This is a genomic window from Bacillus sp. HMSC036E02 (assembly GCF_001836235.1).
In the GTDB taxonomy this organism is placed as follows: domain Bacteria; phylum Bacillota; class Bacilli; order Bacillales; family Bacillaceae_G; genus Bacillus_A; species Bacillus_A cereus.
The window spans coordinates 595,676-621,454 of record NZ_KV827816.1; the positions used below are offsets into that span (position 1 = coordinate 595,676).

Consider the following 25,779-nt stretch of genomic DNA (forward strand, 5'->3'; position numbering starts at 1 on the left):
TAACGGGCAGTAAGACCCCCACTGATTAAAAGTTTCACTTTATTAAAACGATTCGTATGTAACAAACTCACTAATCGGCTTTCGATATCCTCGTGGGCGAGTTTTAGTCGTATCACTTTTTCCTATCGTAATCATTAAAACAGGTACTATATGCTCCGGCATATTCAATTCACTTTGTACTGCTTTTTCATCGAAACCAATCATTGGACATGTATCATAGCCATAATATTTAGCTGCGTACATAAAAGTCATCGCGCTTAACGAAGCATTTCTAATCGCTTCATCCTCCATGAAACGCTCTCCTTTTCCTTCATATAAACCTTTCGTTTGCCTAATTGTATCTTCATATTCACATTCATCAATCATTTTTAAAACTTTCATACCGAAGTAAATATTTTCAACATTTTGGTATGCTTTTTTATCACCACAAACGAGCACTACCGCTGATGCACTCGATACTTTATATTGACCGAAAGCTAATTCTTTTAATCTTTCTTTTCGCTCTTGATCACGAATTACAACATAATGTGTGTGCTGCAAATTATAGCAAGATGGAGAAAGCTTAGTTAACTCAAATATTTTTTTAAAATCCTCATCAGGGATTTCTATACCTTGTATAAATTTCATTGCAGAACGTCTAGCAATTGCTAATTCTTCAAAGTTCACCATATATCCTCCTCGATAACTGTAAATTTAAATATATATTAATTTATACAAATAGATAAATCAAATAAAAACACTTTAAATCCGAATAATAATTATGATTAACAGCAAAAAAGACAAAAAGCTGAAACAATTAGTTCATACGAAATTCACACGAATCTATTACTATAGAAACTGTACATAGTGAACTTATTAACAATCACGTTTATTTATATAAAATCTTACTCGAAAGGAGTTGAAAGTATGAAAACTAAATATCGCTTTATGATCTCATCATTTGCTGCTTGCGCTTATATGATTTGGTATTTAGTATAATAACGACCTCACTTGCAAATAGGAAAAGGTGTGTATATAAATGGAATATAATCAATCAACAGTTAACTACTGGAAAGCTTTTGTATTACCATATACATTTGCTTTAGAAGAGTTAAAAACTAAATTTGAAATTATGAACCGGGAAGCTCAATTTCTAGAGGATTACAACCCGTTTGAACATATAAAAACAAGACTAAAACAACCTGAAAGTATTATTAAAAAACTAGAGCGCAAAAGCTTATTACCAACAGTTGAAAATGCTCAAACACATTTACAAGATATTATTGGTATTCGTATTACATGTTGCTTCGTAGAAGATATCTATCATTTGAAAGAAGTCATTCAAAAACGCGAGGATATGGAAGTCATAGAAGTAAAAGATTATATCGCTAACCCAAAACGAAACGGATATAAAAGTTTACACATGATCATTAAATACCCTTTGTCACTAAATTCTGGTACAAAAGATGTATTTGCAGAAATTCAGTTACGTACACTGGCAATGGACTTTTGGGCAAGTTTAGAACACAAACTTTATTATAAATATGAAGGAAAAATACCGGAGTATTTAAAAGATGAACTACATGATGCAGCAATGAAAGCTGAAGATCTGGATAATAAAATGGCCACAATTCGTCAAGATATTGATGATATTGAGGCATGTTCAAATCAAATTATGCTACCACTATAAAAAAAGGTTCTCGCCAATGAGAACCTTTTTTATATCATTTTTTGGAAGTACGACTCCACACTTATTAAAGTTTCACGTTATTTTTTCTCTATTGTTCGAACCTCTTCAATCTTCCATTTACCCTCTTCTTTTCCAAGGGCATACTGTACTTTCTTTTGAAGAGTAATACTGTCGTCTACTTCCTTTTCTTTCGTTTCAACAATAACATACCCTACTTTACTAACTTTCATATCTATATGTTCCAATTCAATTTTCTTATTTCCCTTTTGAAATGCGGCTTCTTTTTGTGTTTTTAAGTCCTCAGCACTAGGCATCTTCTTTGAAAATAACTCCATATGTTCTGCAAGATTTTTTTCATTGGTCGTTCGCACAAATGTATGAATAACATCTTGAATAGATTTCTCTTCTTCTTTTGTTATTTGTACCTTTTCCTCAGTTTTTTTAGTAGTAGATTTTTGTGCTACATTATTCTCTTCTTGTTGACATCCAACTAGTAATACTACAAATGCTAGAAGGAATCTTAATTTCGCAAATATTTTTTTCATATTTCCAACTCCTAAAAAGAAAAGCGAGGCAGTTCGCCTCACTTTCGCTCTTAATTAGCGTCTTCCTTTATTCGGATCACCACCGCCAACAATATCAAAGACACGTTTCGCTATATTTGTATTCTCTTGAACGCCAGAGAACAAGTATTTACCTGGACCAAATGCATACACGTTCACATCTTCCCCTGTATGTCCACCTGTTGTCCAGCCTGTAACCGAGCGCTTATTGAAAATATCTTCAATTGCATTATCAATCTTTGTTACATCTTTTGACGGAGCTATATCATTTACAGCTTGAATTTCTTCTGGAGTTAATTGTAAATCAATATACTTTTTCAATGTTTCTTCTACATTTGCACCTTTTGCAATCTCATTTGCCATAAAGTCTGGTGTGCGTTTTGCAGCTTTAATTGGATCTACTTTAAAGTTATACTCGCCATTGGCACCTAAAGATAAGCCACCCGTAGCGTGATCTGCCGTTGCAACAACTAACGTATTTTTATCTTTTTTCGCAAACTCAATCGCTGCTTTGAAAGCTTTTTCGAAGTCTTCCATTTCACTCATTGCACCAACAATATCATTATCATGTCCAGCCCAGTCGATTTGACTTCCTTCCACCATTAAGAAGAAACCATTTTTATTTTTGTTCAAACGCTCAATTGCTGCATTAGTCATTTCTTCTAATGAAGGTGTTTTCTCATTGCGGTCAATCATTTTATCTAATCCACCTGGTGCAAATAAACCAAGAATTTGATCATTTTTATCATTTAACAATTGATCTCGATCCGTTACATAGCTATAACCAGATTTCTTAAACTCTTCTGTAAGATTACGATCTTTTCTAACAAAGTTCTTTACGCCGCCGCCAAGCATAACATCTACCTTATGCTTCCCTTTAATTTTCTCATCAAAATAATCATTTGCAATTGCGTCCATATTTTTACGGCTAATGTCATGCGCACCGAAAGCAGCTGGTGTTGCATGTGTAATTTCAGAAGTTGCAACGAGTCCCGTTGATTTCCCTTTTTCTTTCGCTTGCTCAAGAACTGTTTTCACTTCCGCTTTATCATTATCAACTGCAATTGCAGCATTATATGTTTTAATTCCTGCTGACATAGCTGTTGCTGCCGATGCAGAGTCTGTAATATTTTCATGTTCATCTTCTGGGTATGTTTTTTGTGTTCCTACAAGATGCTTATCAAATTCTGTAGATTCCATTTCAAAGGTTTTTGGATTATCTTTCATATAACGGTGAGCCGTCATATATGAAGGGCCCATACCATCCCCAATTAATACGATAACATTTTTAATCTTTGCATTGCTTCCGTTCTCATCTGCATTAACCTCACTAGAACGAGTAAAATTCCATGTTGCTACCGAAGTAACTGCTAATGATGCCACAACTGCAAATGGCCATGCTTTTTTCACAAACTTTTTCACTGTCTTGTCCCCCTAATTAGGTTATTCATTTCCCACTATCAAATTTAATGGAAGACTATTAAGAGAAAATTAGCTGTATGTAAATTTTTTGTTAACTTATGTAAATATCAGTTATAATTTGTATAAGTTTGTCTTTTTGTATCAATCATTCCGCCCTTTACAATTTAAATATAAACAAGTTGGATTTCATTTAACGTAAATCTCTTTTTTTACATTTTGACTCTATGTTTATGAAAATAAATAGAAATGCGGTGAGCCTTTATGAAAATAGTAAAGCTAAATGAATCTTTTATTTTTGAATTACTTAATCTTTGCAAATCTGTTGGATGGTTACACGATGAAATTTTTATGAAAAAACAATTCGAAATGTATCTTTCTATCGGCACACTTGTAGGTTACATTCATGAAAACAAACTCATTGCGACTGGAGGAGTATTTCCCTTTACAAGTAACTTCGCTTCCATTGGTATGTTAATCGTTCACCCTAATTTTCAAGGACGCGGAATAGGGCGCATGTTGCTAAATCATTGCTTGGAACAAATTCATCCAAAACAACCCATTGCACTTATTGCGACAAAAGCTGGCGAACCTCTATACACATCATGCGGATTTCAAACAGCAACAACGATTCATCGTTTTGAAAAGCAAACTATTAAGACGTACCCTTCTCACTTACAACAAGTACAAGAAGAAGACCTTATATCTGTTACTTCTCTGGATCAAATTGCAACTGGTATGAATCGTTCTCTACTTTACTCTTTGCTATTACCAAGGGCCGTACACTCTTTTAAAATTGAAAGAAATAACTGTATAGAAGCTTTTTCATTATGCATACAAAAGGGCAATATATTATGTATCAATCCACTTATCGCCAAGCAAGAAGAAGATGCTATCCAATTATTAAAAAAGATATGTGAATGTTGGAATGGTATAGTACGAATTGATGTTCCACACTCACAATTTACATTTCGTCAATTTCTTCAAACAGAAAATTTCCAAGAAACGCTCCTTTCACCTCTTATGATAAAAAATGGTAGCCAACTTCCTGGAAATCGTAATATGCTATTTGCTATGATAGATACAGCGTTATGTTAGAAAGGAGACACCTAATTGAAGCGATTTAGCTATTTTATGGTAGGTTGTCTTACTCTTACACTATTAGTAGGATGTAGTGCAGCAGAAAAGCCAGTAGAACAAGTAAAACAAGTTAAAAATACAATTACAGCGAAACTAGCTACCGAGGAAAAAATGGTAGAAATAGATGGTCAAACCATTTACTTTAAAAAGATTGGTAATGAAAAACCACCTTTACTTATGATTCATGGCTTTGGAGGGTCATCAGATGGTTTTCAAAAGATTTACTCCGATCTAGCAAAAGATCATACAATTATTTCTGTAGATGCTTTAGGATTCGGGCGCTCATCTAAGCCAATGGATTTTTATTATTCTTTTCCAACTCATGCAAATTTGTATTATAAATTAATGAAAAAACTAGGGTATGATTCATTCGCAATACTGGGGCATTCCATGGGGGGAGAAATTTCTCTAAATTTAACATATTTATATCCTGAAGCAGTTACTCACCTTATTTTAACTGATGCTACAGGTGGCCCTCATACATTCGTTAATAAACAAGGCTCACCAAAACCACAATTGTCGACTGATTTAAATGCCGTTTCTTCTATTACAGATTATGATGAAAGCAAAGTGAAATTCAAACGTAATGATGAAGAGCATTATAATAAAATGAAATTATGGCCTAGACGTCTTAAAATTAATGCAAATGAAATAAAACAGCCAACTTTAATTATATGGGGCAGAAATGATAGTAGCGTTTCCTGGAAAGAAGGAGAAACGTATCATCAATTCTTAAAAAATAGCACTTTACATATTATTGAAAAAGGTTATCATGCACCATTTCGCCAAGAACCACAAGAATTTGTCGGGTATGTAAAAGATTTCTTTAAGAACAATCCGATTAAAGTTGAAAAATAACATAAACGGGTATCTCAAAATGAGATACCCGTTTTCATATATTAAGCAGCTTGCTTTTGGCGTTTTGGAGTTTTTGATCCTAATACTTTCGGGATAACGAAGCCATCCATTCCAAATTTCCCAGCGTTCATACCGGAAACAAGAACAAACATAGATAAGATAACCATCTCAGGGTTCACACCAATTGACCCACTAAACATATAGGAAAAGTTCATTACAAGACCAAAAAAGACCGCTGTTTTTGTTAAACAGCCTACAATTAAACCAATTCCGACTAAAATTTCTCCCCATGTTACAAGTGTATTAAACAAATCTACATTTGGAATTGCAAATTCTTGTAAGAATGATGCCCACCAAGATTGAACAGCCGGTTGTGCACCTTTAGATTTTTCAATTGCCCCTTGCAAATAACCTGTTGCATCGAATCCTTTTCCTTGTAGTTTACCTATTCCAGCCATTAACCATGTGTAACCAAGATATACTCGAATTACTGCTAATGCAAAAGAAACTGCTTTGTTTTCTCTTAAAAATTGAATAACCATATCTTCCTCCTAAAGTTGTAATTAAGTTAGTTACAGATAATATAATAACATTAGTTACTTATTTTTCAAACGTTAATTATGAATAATCTGTGACATGCGTATGAAACATTAAAAACTAACGTTTATATAGTAACTTTTATTACCTGTAAAAACTTGAACATATCATACCACAAGTGATAACCATTTTCATTGAAAAAAATGTAAAAAAAATGTGAGTTAAATGTGAAACACGTTTATTCGAATATAGAATAAACGTGTTTCACACTAATTATAGAATCGAAATGTATGTGTCTCCTCATCAATTAAACTCGCTTCTTGAAACGCTTCTTCTAACGTTTTCCCATGGTTAATAACCCCATAAAATAAGCGTATAGTAAACATAAGTGCTGCATTTCCATCTACATAATCAATCGATCCAATATATGATTTCGCACCACTATGTAAAAAAGATTTTGCTAGATTTTGCTCCCCTAACGTACACCCGCTATTTACAATATGTGTATTATGCAATTTTGCATATTTATAAATTTCTTCTGTACCAAAATACCCTCTCGGTTCATCTTGTTCATATACTTCTTCGCCTAACTCTTCCATGACAAACTTCCCTTCTTCACCATGAAAGCAAAAAATAATATAATTAATATTGTTAAATAAGTTCTTTCCAGAAAGAACTTCCACAAAATCTTTCGGTCTACCAATCCAATATGTCACAACCCTTGCACCAAAATATTCAAGAGATGCTCGGATTGATTGCGCCTCTAAATCCGAATTAAAACCAACTACTAATGCAATATTCAACATACAACCCCCATCCTATAATCAGCCCTTATCAATCAGAATTTTATGGGATAAATCCATTTCATATATGCCCGTTTCTTTCAAAAAATCTGATCTAGTTAAAACGACTTTCTGTAAATATTGCCTATATGCTGTAATTGTTCCATCGTGAGATACAATGCAAATTCTTTCAGCACCCAGTTCATAACACCAAAGAAGAAATTTATCTACTATTTGCTGAAAACTATTCTCTGAAATAGTGTTTATACCTTCCTTCCATAACTGATTATTTGAGCTTTTCTCTATCGAAAAATGCGGAAATAACTTTGTTATCATTCCCTGATCTACTATATAATCGCACGGTAATGTTTTCGCTCCTTCTCGATAAGGAAAAATACGTGGGGATACATATGGATGGACTAGTTTTTGACAAGCAACTTTCGCACTCCATATTGTCGCCGTTTGCAAAGTTCTAAGTGTAGGACTAGCAATTAATATATCCGTCTCTTGCAATGGCACATTGCATTGAAGTAATTTAGCTTGAGCCTTTCCTACTCTCGTCAATGGTGGGTCAAACACTTGTAAACTTTCTGGTAAATCCGTTGTATGTTCACCTTCACCATGCCGAACAAAAACGATTTTCATATTCAGCCTCCTCTTACTATAAAATCCTCACACATATTTCTTCCCTATTGCATTCTTTATTCCTGCTGTATAAAAACCGATATGTAAAAAACATTTGACACTAATCTTTGTAAAATATTACAATATTACATGTAAAATACTTTTTACACCGAAAGGAGAATTACATATATGAAATGGATAATTGTCTTTATTGGAATGATTGTATGGGGATATATAAACGGCTTCTTTAGTAGTGATCAAACTGCTAATCCCTGGATTACAGATGATGAACGTGAAACAAAAATTAAACAAAAAGCAATTACGGCAAGCTGGTCCGGTGTTTTTATGTTTTGTCCCATTAGCCTCTTAAATAAATGGTTAGGTTTAAGCACAAACGATAAATCACCGTACTTACCAGACCCTATCGCAGCTATTTTAAAGGAAAATGTAGAGTTACAAGTTTTACTCATGCTATTTGTTATGTATGGAATATTTTACTTACATTATCGAAGAAAATTAAGTGCCTAACTTCTAACTCATGATTATCCTCCTAAATGGTTATAGTAATTAGGACGAAATGAAAGGAGCGATAGAAAAATGAGTAACTCGAATGAATTTTTAGATACACTACATGAAAAACAAGCAAAAGATGAACAAAATAGAAAGCGCCAAGGGAACGGAAACCCAGCGAAAAAAAAGCCAAATAAAACGCATAAATAGCAATAAAAAACTGCCTAAAATGATCTTTTAGGCAGTTTTTTATTGTTATTTCACCGAGATGACATTTTCCCAATTCCATTTCTCATAATACCACGCTGGTACATCTATATTTTCAATCCACTTCTTTTCCTGTTTCCCATCTTTATGAGCAAGCCATACATCCGCTTTCTTACGGTCTGAACGTATCCAAATTAATTGATTACTCTTCTTCATGAAGATCGGGTGGTAATCCCCTTGCCTGTTCTTTTTCTTTGTGATTTGATGCTGTGCATTACTTGTACTATCGACCTCATACAAAGATGGTAGTGGCCTTTTTTCTGGTGGAGTTTCTATCCCTGCCTCCTTTGCTCGTGAAACGATAATTACTCTATCGTTCTTCCATACAAAATCCCAATCAACATATCCTTTCGGCGTAAATATGTTCTGCTGAAGTGCTGGCAATTCCTTTACTTTTAAATGCTTATTTTCTAATGCAACTCTTCCGCTCCCTTCAATATAAGCTAATATATTTTTTGATGGTGCCCATTGAAACCATTGTGCGTTTAGTAACATTTGATCTACTTTTTCAAACCGACTGCCATCTGCACGAACTAAGCAAAGCGTATTACTATCAGCTGACCATGAAGCTGTCGGTACTGCTAAAAATGAAATCCACTTTTGATCTGGTGACCACTTAAAGCCACTTGCTACTAGCGCTAGGAAATCATCATGTTCATTTGGCAATGCATACAAATGCTTCATTTTGTGAGGATTCATATGTGCATCTTTTTGCACTTCATATAGCTGAGCCCCTGTCCATCCTGTTGGAAGTAAGTGCGCTTCAGAGGATACAAGAAAGTTCTTTCCATCGGGGTACCATTCATAATCCCCTACACCAGCCGATACATTTTCAAAATCTGCATTCTTTTTTTCTACATCAAATGTATTTAATGTACCTGTAAATATAAATGCAATTATATTTTCTGTTGGTGACCATTGATAATTCGATGCTTCTGAGTGAAACGGCGTAACTTTCTTTCCATCTTTCAGCCGATATAACTCAAGAATATTTTGTTTCTTCCCTTTTACATATGCCAGCCATTCTCCATCATGTGACCACTTTGGCCCTGTTATGTTCTCTCCTTTTGTAAGTTGTTTTTCTTTCCCCTCAACTTTAATCCAAAGGTTATGATGACGAATAAAAGCAACTTTCACACTATTATTTTCTGCGCTAGTAATAGTGATAGAACACAAAAACATAAACAACACTACACTACCACTTACTATTAGCCTTTTCATACCATCACTCCATTTCCCTCATAGCATTCCTCACTTTCTTCCTACAATATGTGAAAAATATCGATTCGACATAATCAGAAAAAATTTCCCAAGAAATTTTCAATTCATAGAGGATTGGTATGAATTATGTCGAAAGTATAGTTTAGCCAACATTTATATTTATAAGTTATAACTAAAATGTAAGATTTTATTTCTGAATATTGGCGCTTTTTATCAGGGGGGAGTATCAATGAAAAAAACTACATCTACACTATTAAGCATGGCGCTTGTCTTTTCTAGTTTTGGAGCTTTAAGCGCTCATGCTGAATCACTACAAAAGGAGAAGCAATTTAGTCCATAATTAAAAACAACGATTGAACAGTGGAGAGAACATAAAATTGCTCAAAATGTTGAAACGAAAACAACAAAAGAAATATCAGTAATTGTAGAATTGCAACATGCACCTCTCGCTGCTCAAAGTAATATTCAGCATGCTCCAGATTTACAAAATAGTAATGCTCAGTCTTATCATGCTGAGCTAAAAAAAGCACAAGAAGATACGACTAAGAAAATAAAAGAAAAAGCACCTGGTGCAAAAATTAAAGAAGTGTATAATACGTTATTTTCCGGATTCTCTATTTCAGTTCCTGGAGATCAAATTACCTCTCTTGCCTCTTTACCTGAAGTAAAAGCAGTCTATCCGAACTTAACATATAAATTGCATGAAACATCAAAAAGTACTACTAACGAAGAAGCACCAAATATCGGTGGACCGACAATTGGTGCACCTGAAGCGTGGAATTTAAAAGATCCATCTGGCAAACCGCTTGATGGAAAAGGCATGAAAGTAGCCATTATCGACTCTGGCGTAGACTATACACACCCTGACTTAAAGGCAAATTATATCGGTGGATATGACACGGTTGATGAAGATAGCGATCCAATGGATGGTAACGTACATGGTACTCATGTAGCTGGAATTATTGCGGGTAATGGAAAAATTAAAGGCGTTGCTCCAAACGCTTCTATTCTAGCCTATCGTGTAATGAATGACGGTGGAACTGGTACAACAGATGATATTATCCAAGGGATTGAGCGAGCGATTCAAGATGGTGCGGATGTGTTAAACCTCTCCCTTGGGCAAGATTTAAATGTACCTGATCAGCCTGTAACATTAACGTTAGAACGAGCAGCGAAACTTGGTGTTACTACTGTCGTTTCAAATGGAAATGACGGACCAAAACCTTGGTCTGTTGATGCTCCCGGTAACGCAAGTAGTGTCATTTCTGTTGGAGCATCTACGGTTTCTATCCCGTTTCCAACATTCCAAGTAGCTGGTTCCAGCAAAACATATCAAGGGTTACCGTTATCAAAATCCGATTTTCCAATAGGAAATGATTCCCCTCTTGTATATGTTGGTTATGGCAATCCAAGTGATTATGCAAAACAAGATGTGAAAGGGAAATTCGCACTTATTTTACAAGGTACTTCTAGTACATTAGTAAAAGCAGAACAAGCGAAGCAAGCTGGGGCACTTGGTGTGTTATTAATCTCTAACGAAAAAGAAATTAATATGGTGCCGGAATATTTTTCACGTGAACATCTGGCTATCCCAGTAATGCAATTATCAAATACAAATGGGGAAGAATTAAAAACTTTAATCACAAAACGAAAGAAAAATATAAAAATTGGACAACCAAAGCAAACAGAACTTATCGGTAACTTTAGTTCAAGAGGACCATCACAAGGAAGTTGGCTAATAAAGCCTGATGTTGTTGCACCTGGAGTACAAATTACTAGTACAGTACCGCGAGGCGGCTATGAATCGCATAACGGAACAAGTATGGCTGCTCCGCAAGTAGCTGGAGCGGTTGCCCTCTTGCGTCAAATGCATCCGGATTGGACGACAGAACAATTGAAAGCGGCTCTTGCTAACAATGCAAAAACATTACATGATGTCAATGAAAATACATACCCTGTTATGGCACAAGGATCTGGTTTAATTAACATTCCGAAAGCAGCTCAAACAAATGTATTAGTAAAACCTAACAATGTCAGCTTTGGTCTTATTAAGCCAAATAGCGGAAAAGTAAAACTGACGCAAAATGTTACATTACAAAACCTTTCTAGTAAAAAGAAAAGTTTTTCAACTCGTGTGGAATTACTAGATGCCAACACAAAAACAAAAGTAAAAGCTTCTGTCCCTTCATCGATTAGCATACAACCGAATAGTAGTACCGAAAAACCATTTACTATCACGGTAGATAGCTCACTACCACAAGGTGTGTATACTGGAAATGTATATGTAAAAGAACAAGGGGCAAAAGAAGAAATTCGAATTCCATTCACATTTAGTATCGATCCTAAAGATTATAAACGTATCGATGGACTTGAAATTATTAATTCTACTTTTAGCCCAAATGGCGACCACGTACTAGATGATAATCTCATCAACTACTATTTAGTTGCGCCTGTGGATGATGTAACATTACATGCAAATTTAGTTACGAAAGAACGTGTAACGTATCAAGGGATTATCCATCAAGCTAAAAATGCAACTCCTGGATACAAACCTTTCAAATGGAATGGTACAAAAGCAGATGGCACTCCTTTAGCTGACGGGCTATATCAAATCGAAGCAGTTGCTTCTAATTCTGGTGGAGAAACAAAACAAACAGCTGCTGTATTTCTTGATCGAACTGCACCTAAGTTAACACACGAAGTTGACCAAGAAAATCTCGTAATTAGAGGAAAAGTTGATGATATTCTACTAGATTGGATGTCAGAATCTGGTTGGATAGCACCTGGTATTCCAGTGAGAATGCAATATGAAATTAACGGAAATGGTGTATGGGAACAGGCATTCCTGAACCCTTGGGAGAAAAGCTATGACATTTATTTCGATCGCACTCAATTACACGAAGAAAAAAATACTATTCACATTGTAGCAACTGATGCAGCTGGCAATACCTCTAATTTAACTGTTAATTTAGAAGTGAAATAAAGTGAAGCCTTAATCAGTAGAGATTTTGTTCATCCCCACTGATTATTAGCCTTCACCAATCGGGGGTTACGGGCAGTTATTCTCCCACCGAATTTTGAGGTAGGAATTTTACTGCTCATTAACACGGGATAAAAAATTTTTGTTGACAATTTTTTTAATATAGTTTTATAATACAAAACATAGTTTAGTTGAACGAATTATATATCGGCTTTGAAGGAATGCTAGTAGCGACTTATATCACTGTCCCAGAGAACTGATGGTTGGTGCGAATCAGTACATATACAAGCGTGAATTACAATTCTGGAGCTTCTTTCCCGTAATGCTTTTTATGCATGAAGAGAAAGACGGATCTTTCCGTTATCGTAAAGTGAGTGGTAAACAATTAGTTGTTTACAAATAGGGTGGTACCGCGATTTTTATCGTCCCTATCGGATTTTCCGATAGGGACTTTTTTGCATCCATCCTCTTACACAATTTCATATATACGCGTTGAAAGAATCGCAGTAGTATCTTATATCCCTGTTACAGAGAGCTAATGGTCGGTGGAAATTAGCACATATATAAGTATGAATTACAATTCTGGAGCTTCTTTTTCGTAGTGCTTTTATGCATGAAGGAAAAGACGGAATTTTTCCGTTATCATTAATTGAGATGTAAGTATATTTTCACTTACAAATAGGGTGGTACCGCGATTCTTTCGCCCCTATCGGATTTTCCGATAGGGGCTTTTTCTATTTATCACAGAAACATATGTTAAATAATTCCGAATCTTATGATAAAATTTTATAAGCGCTTACAAAAAATGAAAGGGGGTGATACAAGCTATACGAAATCAATATTCAATTTTATTGAAAAAAAGGAGGATGTCTAAATGACAAAGAAAACAGAAATTCCATCGCATTTAAAACCATTTGTATCCACACAACATTATGATCAATACACACCGGTGAATCACGCTGTGTGGCGTTATATTATGAGACAAAATCATAGCTTCTTAAAAGACGTTGCTCATCCAGCCTATGTGAACGGACTACAATCATCTGGTATTAATATAGATGCAATTCCAAAAGTAGAAGAAATGAATGAGTGTTTGGCACCAAGCGGCTGGGGCGCTGTAACAATTGACGGACTTATTCCTGGCGTAGCATTCTTCGATTTTCAAGGACACGGATTACTACCGATTGCAACAGATATCCGGAAAGTAGAAAATATCGAGTACACACCAGCTCCAGATATCGTACATGAAGCCGCAGGACACGCACCGATTTTACTTGATCCTACATATGCAAAATATGTGAAACGTTTTGGGCAAATTGGTGCAAAAGCTTTCTCTACAAAAGAAGAACATGATGCATTTGAAGCTGTTCGTACATTAACGATAGTAAAAGAAAGCCCTACTTCTACTCCTGATGAAGTTAAGGCTGCTGAAAATGCTGTAATTGAAAAACAAAACTTAGTTTCTGGTTTATCGGAAGCTGAACAAATTTCACGTCTTTTCTGGTGGACAGTAGAATATGGATTGATCGGAAATATAGATGATCCAAAGATATATGGTGCTGGTCTCCTTTCTTCTGTTGGCGAAAGCAAACATTGCTTAACAGACGCTGTAGAAAAGGTTCCATTCTCTATAGAGGCATGTACAAGTACAACTTATGACGTAACAAAAATGCAACCACAACTATTTGTTTGCGAATCATTTGAAGAATTAACAGAAGCACTTGAGAAATTCTCTGAAACGATGGCCTTTAAAACTGGTGGTAAAGAAGGATTAGAAAAAGCAATTCGCTCTGAGAACTATGCAACAGCTGAGCTAAATAGTGGATTACAAATTACAGGTACATTTAGTGAGACAATTGAAAACGATGCAGGTGAATTAATTTACATGCGAACAAATTCGCCAACGGCATTAGCGCTTCATAATAAACAGTTAGCGAATCATTCTACTTCTGTACACAATGACGGATTTGGAACACCGATTGGATTACTTACTGAAAATATTGCATTAGAAAATTGTACAGACGAACAACTACAATCATTAGGAATTACAATTGGAACTATCGCTGAGTTTACTTTTGCAAGTGGTATTCATGTAAAAGGAACAGTAACAGATATTGTGAAAAATGATAAGAAAATTGCTCTTATTTCCTTTATCGATTGCACAGTTACTTATAACGCCCGCGTTTTATTTGATGCTTCATGGGGCGCATTTGATATGGCTGTTGGCTCACAAATCACTTCAGTATTCCCAGGTGCCGCAGATGCTGCAGCATTCTTCCCAATGGATGAAGAAATTCAAGAAATTCCTGCTCCACTTGTGCTGAATGAACTTGAACGTATGTATCAAACAGTTCGAGATATTCGAAGTGAGGGGATTTTACACGACGCGCATATCGATCAATTAGTAGCAATCCAAGAAGTATTAAATAAATTTTATGCGAAAGAATGGTTGCTGCGCCTTGAAGTATTAGAGTTACTTTTAGAGCATAACAAAGGGCATGAAACATCTGCAGCATTACTACATCAACTTTCTACTTTCACAACTGACGAAGCTGTAACACGCCTTATTAACAATGGTCTTGCGTTACTTCCAATAAAGGATGTGAAAAATGATGCTAAGATTAACTGAAGAAGAAGTTCACGAGGAATTATTGAAGGTAGATAAATGGATGGTAAAAGATGAGAAATGGATTGAACGAAAATATATGTTTTCCGACTACTTAAAAGGAGTCGAATTTGTCTCTGAAGCCGCCAAACTATCAGAAGAACATAATCACCATCCATTTATCCTTATCCAGTATAAAGCAGTTATTATTACTTTGTCATCTTGGAATGCAAAAGGTTTAACGAAACTAGATTTTGAGCTTGCAAAACAATTTGATGAACTATTTTTACAAAACGAAAATGCAATTATAAGAAAATAAAAAAGAGAAGCCTTTTTAGGCTTCTCCTTTTATTTGGAAATGGATACAATGTCCAAATGGATCCTCGACTTGTAATATTCCATCTTTGTACGTAGCAATCTTACCAATATTTTTTAAGCTTTCACATACTTGCTCTTTTTGTTTTTCATCCGCTAATACAATTGTGAAATATTTCAAACCAACAGAACCTGGCATTTGCGGTGGTACCCCTTCACCTTGCCATGTATTTAAACCGATATGGTGATGATAGCCACCTGCTGATACGAACAACGCTCCATTACGAGCTGGGATTGTTACTTCAAAACCAAGACCATCAACATAGAAACGTTTCGCTTCCTCTAAATCAGCTACATGGAAATGAATATGCCCCATCACAGTACCAGCTGGAAATCCACTCCATGTACTTCCTTGCTGCAATAATTCTTCACCAGCTAACGGGTTACTAACAAATGGGAGCTCTCCATTCTCATCACGCCAAACTTCTTTTTGTCGATCATGATAAATTTCAATCCCGTTTCCATCTGGATCAGCTAAATAAAGAGCTTCACTAAAGTAATGATCGGCCCCGCCATGTAGTGGATATACCATTTCTACAAGATGACGAAGAACATTCGCTAAATCCTGCCTACTTGGTAATAAAATTGCGTAATGATATAACCCTGTTCTTCCTCTTTGCTTCGGAAAAGCTTCTTTCTTTTCTTCAATGATAAGAAGTGGTTCATCATTTTCATTCCCAAATGTAACGACTGCTTTTTCTTCTTTTAGCACCTTCATACTTAGTACTTCCGTATAAAACTCTAGTGATTTCTTTACATTAGATACGTATAAATGAACAACATCCAGTGTTGTATCGGGATGAAGTTGAAAACTCATCTTGTTAGCCCCCCATTTAAATTAGTTCTTCTTTGACATTTTTTCTTTTAAGAAATTATCTACAAAACCATCAGCTTTTGCAACAAATAAGTATGCACCCATTGCTAATAATGCAAGTTCTAATTCGAAACCAGGATTTTTTCCATCTCCCAATAAACCAGCTGACCATTTCACTTTTACGATTGCTCCAACCATAACAAGTGCAAATAATAATCCAATATATCTTACACCTAAACCTAGAATTAATAATAGGCCTCCAACTAATTCAAATGTTGCTACACCGTATGCAAGTCCTCCTGGTAAACCAATGCTTGTAAACCACCCTGCAATATTGTCAATTCCTGATTGGAATTTTGTTAAACCGTGCATGAAGAATGTTACCCCTAACACGATACGAATAATTAAGTTACCAATATGTTGATTCATTTCTTTCTCTCCTTTATAGTTTTCTTATACAAAACTTTTATTTACATTACAAAACATACACTAATTTTTTTTATTCGTCAATTCATTTTCACTGGGAAAAAATATATTTTTTTTGCTATGATACAAATAGTTGTTTACAAAAAGGAGCTTGATTTTATGAATATTGGTTCTGCAATACGTGAAATTCGTCAACGTAGGGGCATAACAATCGCACAAATTTGTGAGGGAACAGGTCTTTCTAAAGGATTTATGAGTCAGGTTGAAAATAATAAAACATCACCATCTATCTCAACTTTAGAAACGATCTCCAATTTTTTAAACGTTCCCCTTCCCTATTTATTGTTAGAGCAAAAAGATCGATTAAAAATTGTCAAAAAAGAAGAACGGAAATACAGTGTATACGGCAAAGATGAGCAAAGAATTGAACATGTTGCGGAGCAAGGGGGCCTTCGCCTATCTTTAGTAGAAATCCCTACTGGATTCCCGAAAGAAAACTCACCAAATGCCCATGAAGGGGAAGAATGTCACCTTGTATTACGCGGAAAACTAGAAGTTCAGCACGGTGAAGATATTGCAATTGTAGAAGAAGGTGATTCTTTCTCATGGAATGCATGCGTTCCTCATATTGTTCGTAATATAGGAGAAGAAACTGCATTATTACTCATCTCTAGTTATGCAGAAAATCGAAAACGTGTTTACTAAATAATAAAAAAGAAGCCTGCTAAACAGGCTTCTTTTTTATCCCCTTATAATTCCATAACTTGTCCCCACTAGTACAGTCTTTTCGTGTTGATTGCGATAAACTGACTCGATTGAAACTTTTTTATAACCTTCCATTTGCTCAACATTTGTTAAAGTTAATTCACAAGTGATTGTATCTCCTGTGAAAACTGGTCTAATAAACTCACTTACTAATTCTCTTGCTATGTAATGTAATTCTTCGCCTACTTTCGTTCCAATGCTAGCAGTCAATAAACCATGGACCATTAATCTTCCATTTTCATCATATTCCACATGGTGTCTACCTTTATCTCCGGTAATATTTGCAAATTCAAACACCTCTTCCTCAGTAAATCTTCTTTCATATTTAAATACATCCCCAACTTTTATACTCATTTTTATCCCCCTAATAATAAACAGAATTTTCTTTTATTTTATCATAAAACGATCCTCAATCCATTCTCTATTATCAAATCCTCAAAATTACCTCGCTAAACTTTTACTTTTCATTCATTTATCGGTGACCATCTCTTTTCGCGACTTGATATCCATAATACGCACATGTTCCATTTCTCGATAGCTCTCTAACTTCAAATCCACAGCTTCTATAAAAATCAAAATTGTTCGCAGAAGTATGTGCAAACCAGTCACCATGTGGTAGCTTTTGCAAACAAAGAGCGACAAGTTTCTTACCTAATCCCTTCCCTCTATATTCACATTTCACAACTAAATTTACTATGTTCGCGACCATGATTCCATCAGAAATGACTCTAACCATGGCAATCATCTCTTCTTCATCCCAAATTGTGAATGCCCATGTTGAATTTTCAAATGCTATCGTGAATTTTTCAATTTGCCAAGAAGGGATATTATCATTGCTCCAACCGGCATCTTCGAATAAAGTCTTAATTGCATATGCAGGTACACCATTCGTCCCCTCACGAATAATAAGTCCATTATGATAAATGTACATGTAATCCCTCCTTTATTTTTATATACCATTCTTCAAAAAATGCAATTAACCTTTTTTCATCCAACGCGCCTAATGGAATAAACGAGAACATCCATCCCATGAAATGAAGTTGTTTTCTCATAACTAAGCCCCGTTTTTCTAGCAACAAAGATTGAGGCGGGGTGGTCCGGATTAATAAGAGAAATCAATTTATTCATTCGTAACGCTTGGAAGCCATAGTCTCGAAATGCTGCCGCTGCTTCTCTCGCATAGCCTTTTCCCCAATACTGAGGTAATAACCAATAACCAATTTCAATTTCCTCTTTTCCATCTATCTGCTGCTTTACTAATCCTGCATGACCAATCCGTATTCCCGTTTCCTTTTCAATTAATACAAATAAACCGAGGCCGTTTTTATAGCTAGGAATTACCCACTCTTCCAAACTTTTTTTACATTGCATATATGTTTTTAAATTCCCATTTCCAATATAGCGCATTACTTTTTCGTTTCCCCATAGTGAAGCGTAGAACTGTAAATCATCCATTGTATATTTACGAATTTGTAAACGGTCTGTATGAAACATTCCTTCACTCCTTTCTACTAATTTCTTCTTAATTTCACAATCATATTTTGTATGCACAATAAGTGTTACCATTTATTATAAATGAATCAACCACATAACACAGAATATTCAATCTTATAGAAACAAAAAAAGCAGTAGACAAATATTGTCCACTGCATCCATATCATAACTAGCATAAAGAAAACTACAATTGAGGGGGGTGTAGGATTTTCAAATATACTAGATACTTATCCCGTTCTAACGGGCGGTAAACTTTCCAATTGTTTCAAGTGAAAAGTTTACCGCACATAAGAACTTCCTTCGTTCATTAAGATAGTATTGCTAAATAATCATATACACGCTTAGATTTCTCTCCACCCATTCGTGCATGTTGAAGAAGAGAAATACCATGAGGACCAGATGCGCGCAATGCTTCTGGTTGAGCTACTAAAATAGCTTGTACAACTTCTAATTCACCAAGCATAGCTGCTGCAAAAATATCCATCCGAGCACCCTTTTCTAGTAAATAAAGAGCAATATCTTTACGACCTACATGTGCCGATGCGCCTAACGCACTTTCCCAATCTGATCCACCCCAATTATAAGAGGCGTGAAGTAAGCTTGGTGATTCAACCAATAGCTCTTGTACTTTCTCTAAATCCCCGTGAGCTGCCATAACAAATTCTCTTACTAATTCAATGGTAATACGCTCTTCTGTTTGCATCGCTCTTCTCCCCTTTTAGAAATTCGTTTCGGTGTAAAAAAAGGCTTGTCACTTCCCTGAAAAATATCTACATCTATGCCAAATACATGTTGAAACATTTCATGGCATAGTACTTCTTCTGGTATACCATCATACTGAATTTTTCCTCGCTTTAATACAAGTAAACGATCGCTATATTGAGCAGCTTGGTTAATGTCATGTAAAACCATTATAATTGTCATTCCAAACTCCTCATTTAATCGTTTCACAAGTTCCATTACTTCCAACTGGTGAACGATATCTAAAAAGGTTGTTGGTTCATCCAATAATAAGACATTTGTACGTTGCGCTAGCGTCATCGCAATCCAAGCACGTTGCCGTTCCCCTCCTGATAAAGAATGTAAAAGACGATATTCATACCCTTCAAGATTTGTAACAGACAATGCCCAATCAACAATTTCTTCATCTTCTTTATTTAAGTGGCTACTCCATGATTTATGTGGACCTCTTCCGAACTCAATTAGTTCTTTCACTGTTAAATCTAATTGATGATCATGCATTTGTGGTAACATTGCTAATTGCTTCGCTACATCAGCACTCTTCATCATATGAATATTTTTCCCATCTAAAATGATGTCCCCTTCGCTTTGTTTCAGTAGCCTTGCTATTAAACGAAGCAAAGTAGATTTTCCCGATCCATTCGGACCAATTAAACTAACGATTTCTCCAGCCTTAATATGTACATTCATATTTTGCATTTGAAATCTTTCAGAGTGTGCGTAAAACACTTTGTTAACGGAAATCACTTTGTTTTCCTCCTCTATGAATTAAATATAAGAAGAACGGACCACCTAAGAAGGACAGTAAAATACCAACAGGCAATTCGATTGGGTCAAACCAACTTCGAGCTATTGCATCCGCAAAAACAAGTAATACCCCGCCGCCAAGGCATGATAAAGGTAGCAAATATCTATAATCATTTCCAACTAATAAACGTAGCATATGTGGTACGACAAGACCGACAAATCCAATAAGACCAGACACACTTACTGCAATTCCAGCTAATAATGTACTTACTACGATTAAATAAAACCGACTTTTTTCCACGTTATGTCCTAATAACTTTGCCATTTCATCTCCAAGCATTAACACTCGAATATGCTTAATACCAAAGAAAGCTAATATAATGGCGAATATTGCATAATAAATAATCATATTTAAATGTGCCCAACTTACACCACCAATACCACCCGCTAGCCACGGTAACACCGATTGTACTTTGTCACTATGTAATAACATTAATGCTGACGTTGCTGCACCAATTAATGCATTGATCGACACCCCTACTAAGATGATTCTTGAAGGTGGTGCCCCTTTTTGCCATGATAAAGCATAAATAACCATCGCTGTTATGAAAGCTCCTAAAAACGCCCCTAGTGGTAAAAAAGCTAGATGCTGTGGGAATAAAATCATGATGACAATTGCTACAAGGCCTGCCCCAGATGAAACTCCGATAATACCAGGATCTGCAAGAGGGTTTCTCATAACTCCTTGTAGCAGTGTACCAGATGCAGCTAAACATGTTCCTACTATAAACCCAATGAGCACTCTCGGTATGCGAAGATCCCATACAATTCGATGAACTGTCGAACCTTCATCTTGTATACCCGTTAGAATATCTCGTACAGAAAAGGATAAACTTCCTGCGAAAAGACCGTAAAAGAGACCTAGGATTGTTAATACAACTAAAGTAACTGCTATTATCCATCTTTTTTTCGCAAAAGGATGTTCCTTTTCTCTTACTACTTCACTACTTTCCATAGTATCATTTCCTTACATCTTGTATACTTTTATACATAAAGTCCATTGCTTCTGTAACTTTTGTACCAGGATTAGATCCAAATAAATCAGGTGGCAAAATAACTACGCGGTTTTGTTTTACTGCCTCTAAATTTTTCCACGCTTCATTTTTCATCATTTCGCCTTCGAATGCTTTTTTCACACTTTTTGGATCTCCGTGTGTAATTAAATAAATCACATCTGGATTCGCCTCAATAATACGTTCTACACTTAGCTGTGCATATTGCGGATATTCTTTCGTTTCTGGAAAATCAGAAGCAATATTTTTTCCGCCTGTTTTTTCTAAAATATCACCTGATAAAGATGTTGGTAATGCCGCTAAATAAGTTCCTGGTGCGCCATACACTAGCAATGCTTTCACATCGCTCTTTTTCTCATATTTCTTCATTTGATCATTCATTTTTTGATTAATTTCTTTTGCTTTATCTTCTTTCTTCATTACCGTTCCATATAATTCAATATTTTTTTGAATATCTTGTACAGAATTCGCAGAAGAAATGATAACTTGCGTTCCTTGTCCTTCAACCGTTGGCACATTCTTTTGGAATCCATTGTTAGCAACAAGTACATCGGGCTTTAAACTAGCAATTTGCTCAAAATTCGGTTGATGTGCATTCCCAATTACTTGTGCTTTCTTTAGCTCATCCGGAAGAGTTAATTTCGTATCCGGGCGACCTACTATTTTTCCACCTAAAGCATGAATAATATCCATGTCCCCCATACTTAATGTTGCAAAACTTTCTGGCACTTTATCGAATGTTACCTTTCTTCCTGATAGGTCGGTAATTTCGATTTTCTCTTTTCCTTTTTCTGTTTTGGTTGCAGACGCTTTTTCGTCCCCTTTGGCACTGCAACCTATTAACAAGAAAAAAATAGATAAAATCGCTGTAAATAGCGTAATAGATTTTTTCATTCCTTCACCTCTAATTGATAATGATAATCATTAACTACTATTCTACTTTAATTGATAAGGATTATCATTGTCAACACGAAAGGCATATATTTTCCTACAAAAAAACAAAAAGCGCGACAAAAAGATTTTTTCTTTTCGCTGCGCTCTAGTTAACAATATTATTCACATTCATTTTCCTCTAGCTGGTCACGCATCACTTTCACACGCTGAAAGAAAAAGAACGATAAGCTTAAAAATATAACGATGCTCCCCATCATAACAAAAAATTGGATTGTCTCTTTTGCTCCACTCGGAATCAATAAGCCAACCATTAACAATGTACTTACAGCGAGAAGCATTTGTCCAAACCGAGTATAATCTTCTATTTTTCCTTTTAATTCTTTCATTATATTCTCACTCCTCCATTTCACTGTATCATATTCTATGAAACTGAAAGACCAGTAAATACAGCCATTCTGGGAGATGTTTTCCAATAAAAAAAGAGCCGCTTTTACTGCGGCTCTTTTTTTATCATTATTCACCTTTATATGCTTCCATATAAATTTCTTTCAGCTCTGAAATAAGCGGTAACTTTGGATTAGCAGTTGTACATTGATCTTCAAAAGCTCTTTCTGCTAATACTCCAACAACCTCTTCAAATTGCTCTTTATCGACTCCTTGTCCCGCAATACTCATATTAATATTTAAGCTTTTTCCAAGCTCAATAATTGCTCGGACGAGTGATTCCACCCCTTCTGCTGCCGAACTTGCTGGAAGCCCGAGCATTCTCGCTATATGTGCATATCTTTCATCTGCCACAAAGTGCTCATATTTTGGGAACAATGCGTGTTTTCTTGGCTTAATAGCATTATAGCGGACTACGTGCGGCATTAGAATGGCATTTGCGCGTCCGTGCGGAATATGGAATTCTGGTCCAATCTTATGTGCTAAGCTGTGATTAATACCGAGGAAAGCATTTGCAAATGCCATCCCTGCAATTGCAGAAGCGTTATGCATTTTTTCTCTTGCTTCTTCATCATTTCCATCTTTATATGCTCTCGGTAAATATTTGAATACGAGATCAATAGCTTTTAATGCTAATCCATCTGTATAGTCATTTGCCATAACAGACACATACGCCTCAATTGCATGTGTCAAAACATCCATACCAGTATCTGCTGTTACATGTGGTGGTACTGTCATTACAAATTGTGGATCAACAATTGCTACATCTGGTGTTAATTCATAATCTGCGAGCGGATACTTTATATTATTTTTCTTATCTGTAATAACCGCAAATGGTGTCACTTCTGATCCCGTTCCTGATGTCGTTGGAATCGCAACAAACTGCGCCTTATTTCCTAATTCCGGATATTTACATGTACGTTTTCTTATATCTAAAAATTTCTGTTTAATGCCATAGAATGTCGTTTCTGGATGCTCATAGAATAACCACATTCCTTTTGCTGCATCCATAGCTGAACCACCACCAAGTGCGATAATTACATCTGGCTTAAAGCTTTTCATCATTTCCGCACCTTTAAAAACAGTTTCATCTGATGGATCTGGTTCGACCTCAAAGAAAACTTCAACTTTCACATCATTTGCATGCTTGTTTAAATAGTGCGCGACTGTATCGACATAGCCATGTTCAACCATTCCGGGGTCCGTTACAATAAATGCACGTGAAATGTTAGGCATATTTGCTAAATAAGCTGTAGCATGTTTTTCAAAATAAATTTTTGGTGGCAGTTTGAACCACTGCATATTCTTTTTTCTATTTGCCAGCCTTTTTATATTTAATAAATGAGTCGCTGTTACATTTTGGGAAACTGAATTCTTTCCGTATGAACCACAACCAAGTGTAAGTGATGGAATAAATCCATTATATATATCCCCTATTCCACCTTGTGATGAAGGTGCATTTACAATGAGACGGCAAGCTTTCAGACGTAACCCAAATTGCTTTTGCACATCTTTATTTGTAGAATGGATAACTGCTGAATGTCCTAAACCACCGAGGTTCAACATTTCTTCGCAATATGTAAATCCTTCTTCTAATGAATTTGCCTTCACACAAGCTAATACTGGACTCAGTTTCTCACGGGATAACGGATATGCTGCTCCGATACCTTGAATTTCAGCTACAAGCATTTTTGTATGTCCAGGAACAGTGATCCCAACTAAATCGGCAATATACTGTGCTGATTTCCCTACAATATCACTATTTACTGCACATGTATTTTCATTTATAACGAGCTTTTCTAATTTTTTTCTTTCTTCTTCTGTTACAAAGTAACAACTGTTTTCAATCATTTCTGTTTTAACATCATCATAAATTTCTTTATCGACAATGATTGCTTGTTCCGATGCACAAATCATACCGTTATCAAATGTTTTTGATAAAATTAAATCATTAACAGCTCGTTTTACATGTGCTGATTTTTCTATATAACACGGTACATTACCAGGACCAACGCCTAACGCTGGTTTTCCAGTAGAGTAAGCTGATTTCACCATACCAGCGCCTCCAGTTGCTAGAACGAGTGCTACACCATCATGGTTCATCAATTGTTTCGTCGCTTCAACAGACGGTCTTTCAATCCATTGAATACAGTGTTTTGGTGCACCAGCTTTCATCGCTGCATCATATACGGTTTTCGCTGCTGCCACAGAACATTTTTGTGCGGAAGGATGAAATGCGAAAATAATTGGATTTCTTGTTTTTATCGCAATTAACGCTTTAAACATTGTTGTCGACGTTGGATTCGTTACTGGTGTTACTCCAGCTACTACACCGACAGGTTCCGCGATTTCTATTATTTCTTCATGAGGATCTTCGTGAATAATCCCTACCGTTTTATCTTGCTTTATACTATGCCAAATATATTCAGTGGCAAAAATATTTTTAATGCATTTGTCTTCATATACACCACGGCCAGTTTCTTCAACTGCCAATTTTGCTAGCGGCATATGTTGATCAACACCTGCTAATGCCATTTCATGAACAATGTTGTCAATTTCCTCTTGTGTAAAACTTTCTAATGCTTGTAAAGCTTGTTGACCATTATTTACTAGCGTATCAATCATCTTTTTTACTTCCTGCATTTCATTTACAACTTTCTCTTTGACTACCATGTGAATTTCCTCCTATTCTACTATTACGGTCCTTATATGTCCCTGTAGGTCAAAATAAGTCCCAATTAACACAAAAAAATAGAGATGCTTTCCTACATGAATTTCATTGTTTGTGAAAATTTTCACAAGTTTGTTCGTGAGTAACGTTTCCTGAATTC

General features: G+C 35.6%; 26 protein-coding genes, 1 pseudogene and 2 other annotated features. Of the genes and pseudogenes, 9 read left to right on the top strand and 18 right to left on the bottom strand.

What is annotated here, in order from left to right; all coding sequences use genetic code 11:
• Positions 1-42 precede the first annotated feature (42 nt).
• Entirely contained in the window at positions 43-669 is a 627-nt protein-coding gene (locus HMPREF2590_RS07560) for a nitroreductase family protein (protein ID WP_000245978.1), read from the bottom strand.
• 349 nt (positions 670-1,018) lie between these two features.
• Here HMPREF2590_RS07560 and HMPREF2590_RS07565 point away from each other — a divergent pair, with 349 nt between their 5' ends.
• The gene (locus HMPREF2590_RS07565; protein ID WP_000456230.1) at positions 1,019-1,669 is read left to right on the top strand and encodes a GTP pyrophosphokinase; all 651 of its coding nucleotides are present in this window, start codon (positions 1,019-1,021) and stop codon (positions 1,667-1,669) included.
• A gap of 77 nt (positions 1,670-1,746) precedes the next feature.
• Here the strand turns inward: HMPREF2590_RS07565 and HMPREF2590_RS07570 are convergent, their stop codons facing one another.
• Positions 1,747-2,214 carry a hypothetical protein gene (locus HMPREF2590_RS07570; protein WP_000717906.1) on the bottom strand — a complete coding sequence of 156 codons (468 nt, stop codon included), beginning with the start codon at positions 2,212-2,214 and terminating at the stop codon, positions 1,747-1,749.
• A gap of 54 nt (positions 2,215-2,268) precedes the next feature.
• Entirely contained in the window at positions 2,269-3,654 is a 1,386-nt protein-coding gene (locus tag HMPREF2590_RS07575; RefSeq protein WP_000714912.1) for an alkaline phosphatase, read from the bottom strand.
• 261 nt (positions 3,655-3,915) lie between these two features.
• Between HMPREF2590_RS07575 and HMPREF2590_RS07580 the strand changes: the two genes are divergently transcribed.
• Together HMPREF2590_RS07580 and HMPREF2590_RS07585 are read left to right on the top strand one after the other, a co-directional pair.
• Complete coding sequence (locus tag HMPREF2590_RS07580) at positions 3,916-4,749, top strand: GNAT family N-acetyltransferase (RefSeq protein WP_000706696.1); 834 nt, start codon at positions 3,916-3,918, stop codon at positions 4,747-4,749.
• Positions 4,750-4,764: 15 nt separating this feature from the next.
• On the top strand, positions 4,765-5,649 hold the full coding sequence (locus HMPREF2590_RS07585) for an alpha/beta fold hydrolase (RefSeq protein WP_000819810.1): 885 nt from the start codon (positions 4,765-4,767) through the stop codon (positions 5,647-5,649).
• 41 nt (positions 5,650-5,690) lie between these two features.
• On the opposite strand, the gene HMPREF2590_RS07590 is transcribed toward HMPREF2590_RS07585, so the two are convergent.
• From HMPREF2590_RS07590 to HMPREF2590_RS07600, 3 genes are all read right to left on the bottom strand, one after another.
• Complete coding sequence (locus HMPREF2590_RS07590) at positions 5,691-6,191, bottom strand: DoxX family protein (RefSeq protein ID WP_000236592.1); 501 nt, start codon at positions 6,189-6,191, stop codon at positions 5,691-5,693.
• 264 nt (positions 6,192-6,455) lie between these two features.
• Complete coding sequence (locus HMPREF2590_RS07595; RefSeq protein WP_000931929.1) at positions 6,456-6,992, bottom strand: hypothetical protein; 537 nt, start codon at positions 6,990-6,992, stop codon at positions 6,456-6,458.
• Positions 6,993-7,010: 18 nt separating this feature from the next.
• Positions 7,011-7,613, bottom strand: a complete 603-nt coding sequence (locus HMPREF2590_RS07600) for a histidine phosphatase family protein (RefSeq protein ID WP_000706242.1) — start codon at positions 7,611-7,613, stop codon at positions 7,011-7,013.
• A 168-nt stretch (positions 7,614-7,781) separates the two neighbouring features.
• Between HMPREF2590_RS07600 and HMPREF2590_RS07605 the strand changes: the two genes are divergently transcribed.
• Positions 7,782-8,120, top strand: a complete 339-nt coding sequence (locus tag HMPREF2590_RS07605; RefSeq protein ID WP_070861379.1) for a phosphoglycerate mutase — start codon at positions 7,782-7,784, stop codon at positions 8,118-8,120.
• A 69-nt stretch (positions 8,121-8,189) separates the two neighbouring features.
• The gene (locus HMPREF2590_RS07610; RefSeq protein WP_000071866.1) at positions 8,190-8,312 is read left to right on the top strand and encodes a DUF4023 domain-containing protein; all 123 of its coding nucleotides are present in this window, start codon (positions 8,190-8,192) and stop codon (positions 8,310-8,312) included.
• Positions 8,313-8,357: 45 nt separating this feature from the next.
• Here HMPREF2590_RS07610 and HMPREF2590_RS07615 read toward each other — a convergent pair whose 3' ends face one another.
• Positions 8,358-9,590 carry a TolB family protein gene (locus tag HMPREF2590_RS07615; RefSeq protein ID WP_000825727.1) on the bottom strand — a complete coding sequence of 411 codons (1,233 nt, stop codon included), beginning with the start codon at positions 9,588-9,590 and terminating at the stop codon, positions 8,358-8,360.
• Positions 9,591-9,819: 229 nt separating this feature from the next.
• On the opposite strand from HMPREF2590_RS07615, the pseudogene HMPREF2590_RS31015 reads away from it, so the two are divergent.
• The 3 genes and pseudogenes from HMPREF2590_RS31015 to HMPREF2590_RS07635 all read left to right on the top strand — a co-directional run bounded on the left by HMPREF2590_RS31015 (position 9,820) and on the right by HMPREF2590_RS07635 (position 15,494).
• Positions 9,820-12,573: pseudogene (locus HMPREF2590_RS31015) on the top strand (S8 family serine peptidase).
• A 201-nt stretch (positions 12,574-12,774) separates the two neighbouring features.
• Positions 12,775-13,003: a binding site (T-box leader), on the top strand.
• A gap of 50 nt (positions 13,004-13,053) precedes the next feature.
• Positions 13,054-13,281: a binding site (T-box leader), on the top strand.
• A gap of 163 nt (positions 13,282-13,444) precedes the next feature.
• Positions 13,445-15,199: an aromatic amino acid hydroxylase gene (locus HMPREF2590_RS07630; protein ID WP_000163199.1), complete on the top strand. Its 1,755-nt coding sequence runs from the start codon at positions 13,445-13,447 to the stop codon at positions 15,197-15,199.
• The gene (locus HMPREF2590_RS07635) at positions 15,180-15,494 is read left to right on the top strand and encodes a 4a-hydroxytetrahydrobiopterin dehydratase (RefSeq protein ID WP_000979538.1); all 315 of its coding nucleotides are present in this window, start codon (positions 15,180-15,182) and stop codon (positions 15,492-15,494) included. Before HMPREF2590_RS07630 ends, HMPREF2590_RS07635 begins: the two co-directional genes overlap by 20 nt.
• A 15-nt stretch (positions 15,495-15,509) precedes the next feature.
• Here HMPREF2590_RS07635 and HMPREF2590_RS07640 read toward each other — a convergent pair whose 3' ends face one another.
• Positions 15,510-16,367: a VOC family protein gene (locus HMPREF2590_RS07640; RefSeq protein ID WP_000009844.1), complete on the bottom strand. Its 858-nt coding sequence runs from the start codon at positions 16,365-16,367 to the stop codon at positions 15,510-15,512.
• A gap of 21 nt (positions 16,368-16,388) precedes the next feature.
• Positions 16,389-16,793 carry a DoxX family protein gene (locus tag HMPREF2590_RS07645; protein WP_001071553.1) on the bottom strand — a complete coding sequence of 135 codons (405 nt, stop codon included), beginning with the start codon at positions 16,791-16,793 and terminating at the stop codon, positions 16,389-16,391.
• 156 nt (positions 16,794-16,949) lie between these two features.
• Between HMPREF2590_RS07645 and HMPREF2590_RS07650 the strand changes: the two genes are divergently transcribed.
• Positions 16,950-17,495, top strand: coding sequence for a helix-turn-helix domain-containing protein (locus HMPREF2590_RS07650; protein WP_001020693.1), 546 nt, complete (start codon positions 16,950-16,952; stop codon positions 17,493-17,495).
• A gap of 36 nt (positions 17,496-17,531) precedes the next feature.
• On the opposite strand, the gene HMPREF2590_RS07655 is transcribed toward HMPREF2590_RS07650, so the two are convergent.
• The 9 genes from HMPREF2590_RS07655 to adhE form a co-directional block, all read right to left on the bottom strand.
• Complete coding sequence (locus HMPREF2590_RS07655) at positions 17,532-17,909, bottom strand: hotdog family protein (RefSeq protein ID WP_000025015.1); 378 nt, start codon at positions 17,907-17,909, stop codon at positions 17,532-17,534.
• Between the two features lie 118 nt (positions 17,910-18,027).
• Positions 18,028-18,486, bottom strand: a complete 459-nt coding sequence (locus tag HMPREF2590_RS07660) for a GNAT family N-acetyltransferase (protein WP_000276114.1) — start codon at positions 18,484-18,486, stop codon at positions 18,028-18,030.
• A gap of 56 nt (positions 18,487-18,542) precedes the next feature.
• On the bottom strand, positions 18,543-19,121 hold the full coding sequence (locus HMPREF2590_RS07665; protein WP_000258037.1) for a GNAT family N-acetyltransferase: 579 nt from the start codon (positions 19,119-19,121) through the stop codon (positions 18,543-18,545).
• Between the two features lie 235 nt (positions 19,122-19,356).
• Positions 19,357-19,752, bottom strand: a complete 396-nt coding sequence (locus HMPREF2590_RS07670; RefSeq protein ID WP_001192763.1) for an ankyrin repeat domain-containing protein — start codon at positions 19,750-19,752, stop codon at positions 19,357-19,359.
• A complete protein-coding gene (locus HMPREF2590_RS07675; RefSeq protein WP_000626525.1) occupies positions 19,719-20,537 on the bottom strand; it encodes an ABC transporter ATP-binding protein in 819 nt (272 codons plus the stop codon). Before HMPREF2590_RS07675 ends, HMPREF2590_RS07670 begins: the two co-directional genes overlap by 34 nt.
• Entirely contained in the window at positions 20,524-21,552 is a 1,029-nt protein-coding gene (locus HMPREF2590_RS07680) for a FecCD family ABC transporter permease (RefSeq protein ID WP_000445961.1), read from the bottom strand. Before HMPREF2590_RS07680 ends, HMPREF2590_RS07675 begins: the two co-directional genes overlap by 14 nt.
• Positions 21,553-21,556: 4 nt before the next feature.
• Positions 21,557-22,504: an ABC transporter substrate-binding protein gene (locus tag HMPREF2590_RS07685; protein ID WP_000748454.1), complete on the bottom strand. Its 948-nt coding sequence runs from the start codon at positions 22,502-22,504 to the stop codon at positions 21,557-21,559.
• A gap of 158 nt (positions 22,505-22,662) precedes the next feature.
• A complete protein-coding gene (locus tag HMPREF2590_RS07690) occupies positions 22,663-22,890 on the bottom strand; it encodes a YrhC family protein (protein ID WP_000661265.1) in 228 nt (75 codons plus the stop codon).
• Positions 22,891-23,017: 127 nt separating this feature from the next.
• On the bottom strand, positions 23,018-25,621 hold the full coding sequence (gene adhE, locus HMPREF2590_RS07695) for a bifunctional acetaldehyde-CoA/alcohol dehydrogenase (protein WP_000260498.1): 2,604 nt from the start codon (positions 25,619-25,621) through the stop codon (positions 23,018-23,020).
• Positions 25,622-25,779: the final 158 nt, after the last annotated feature.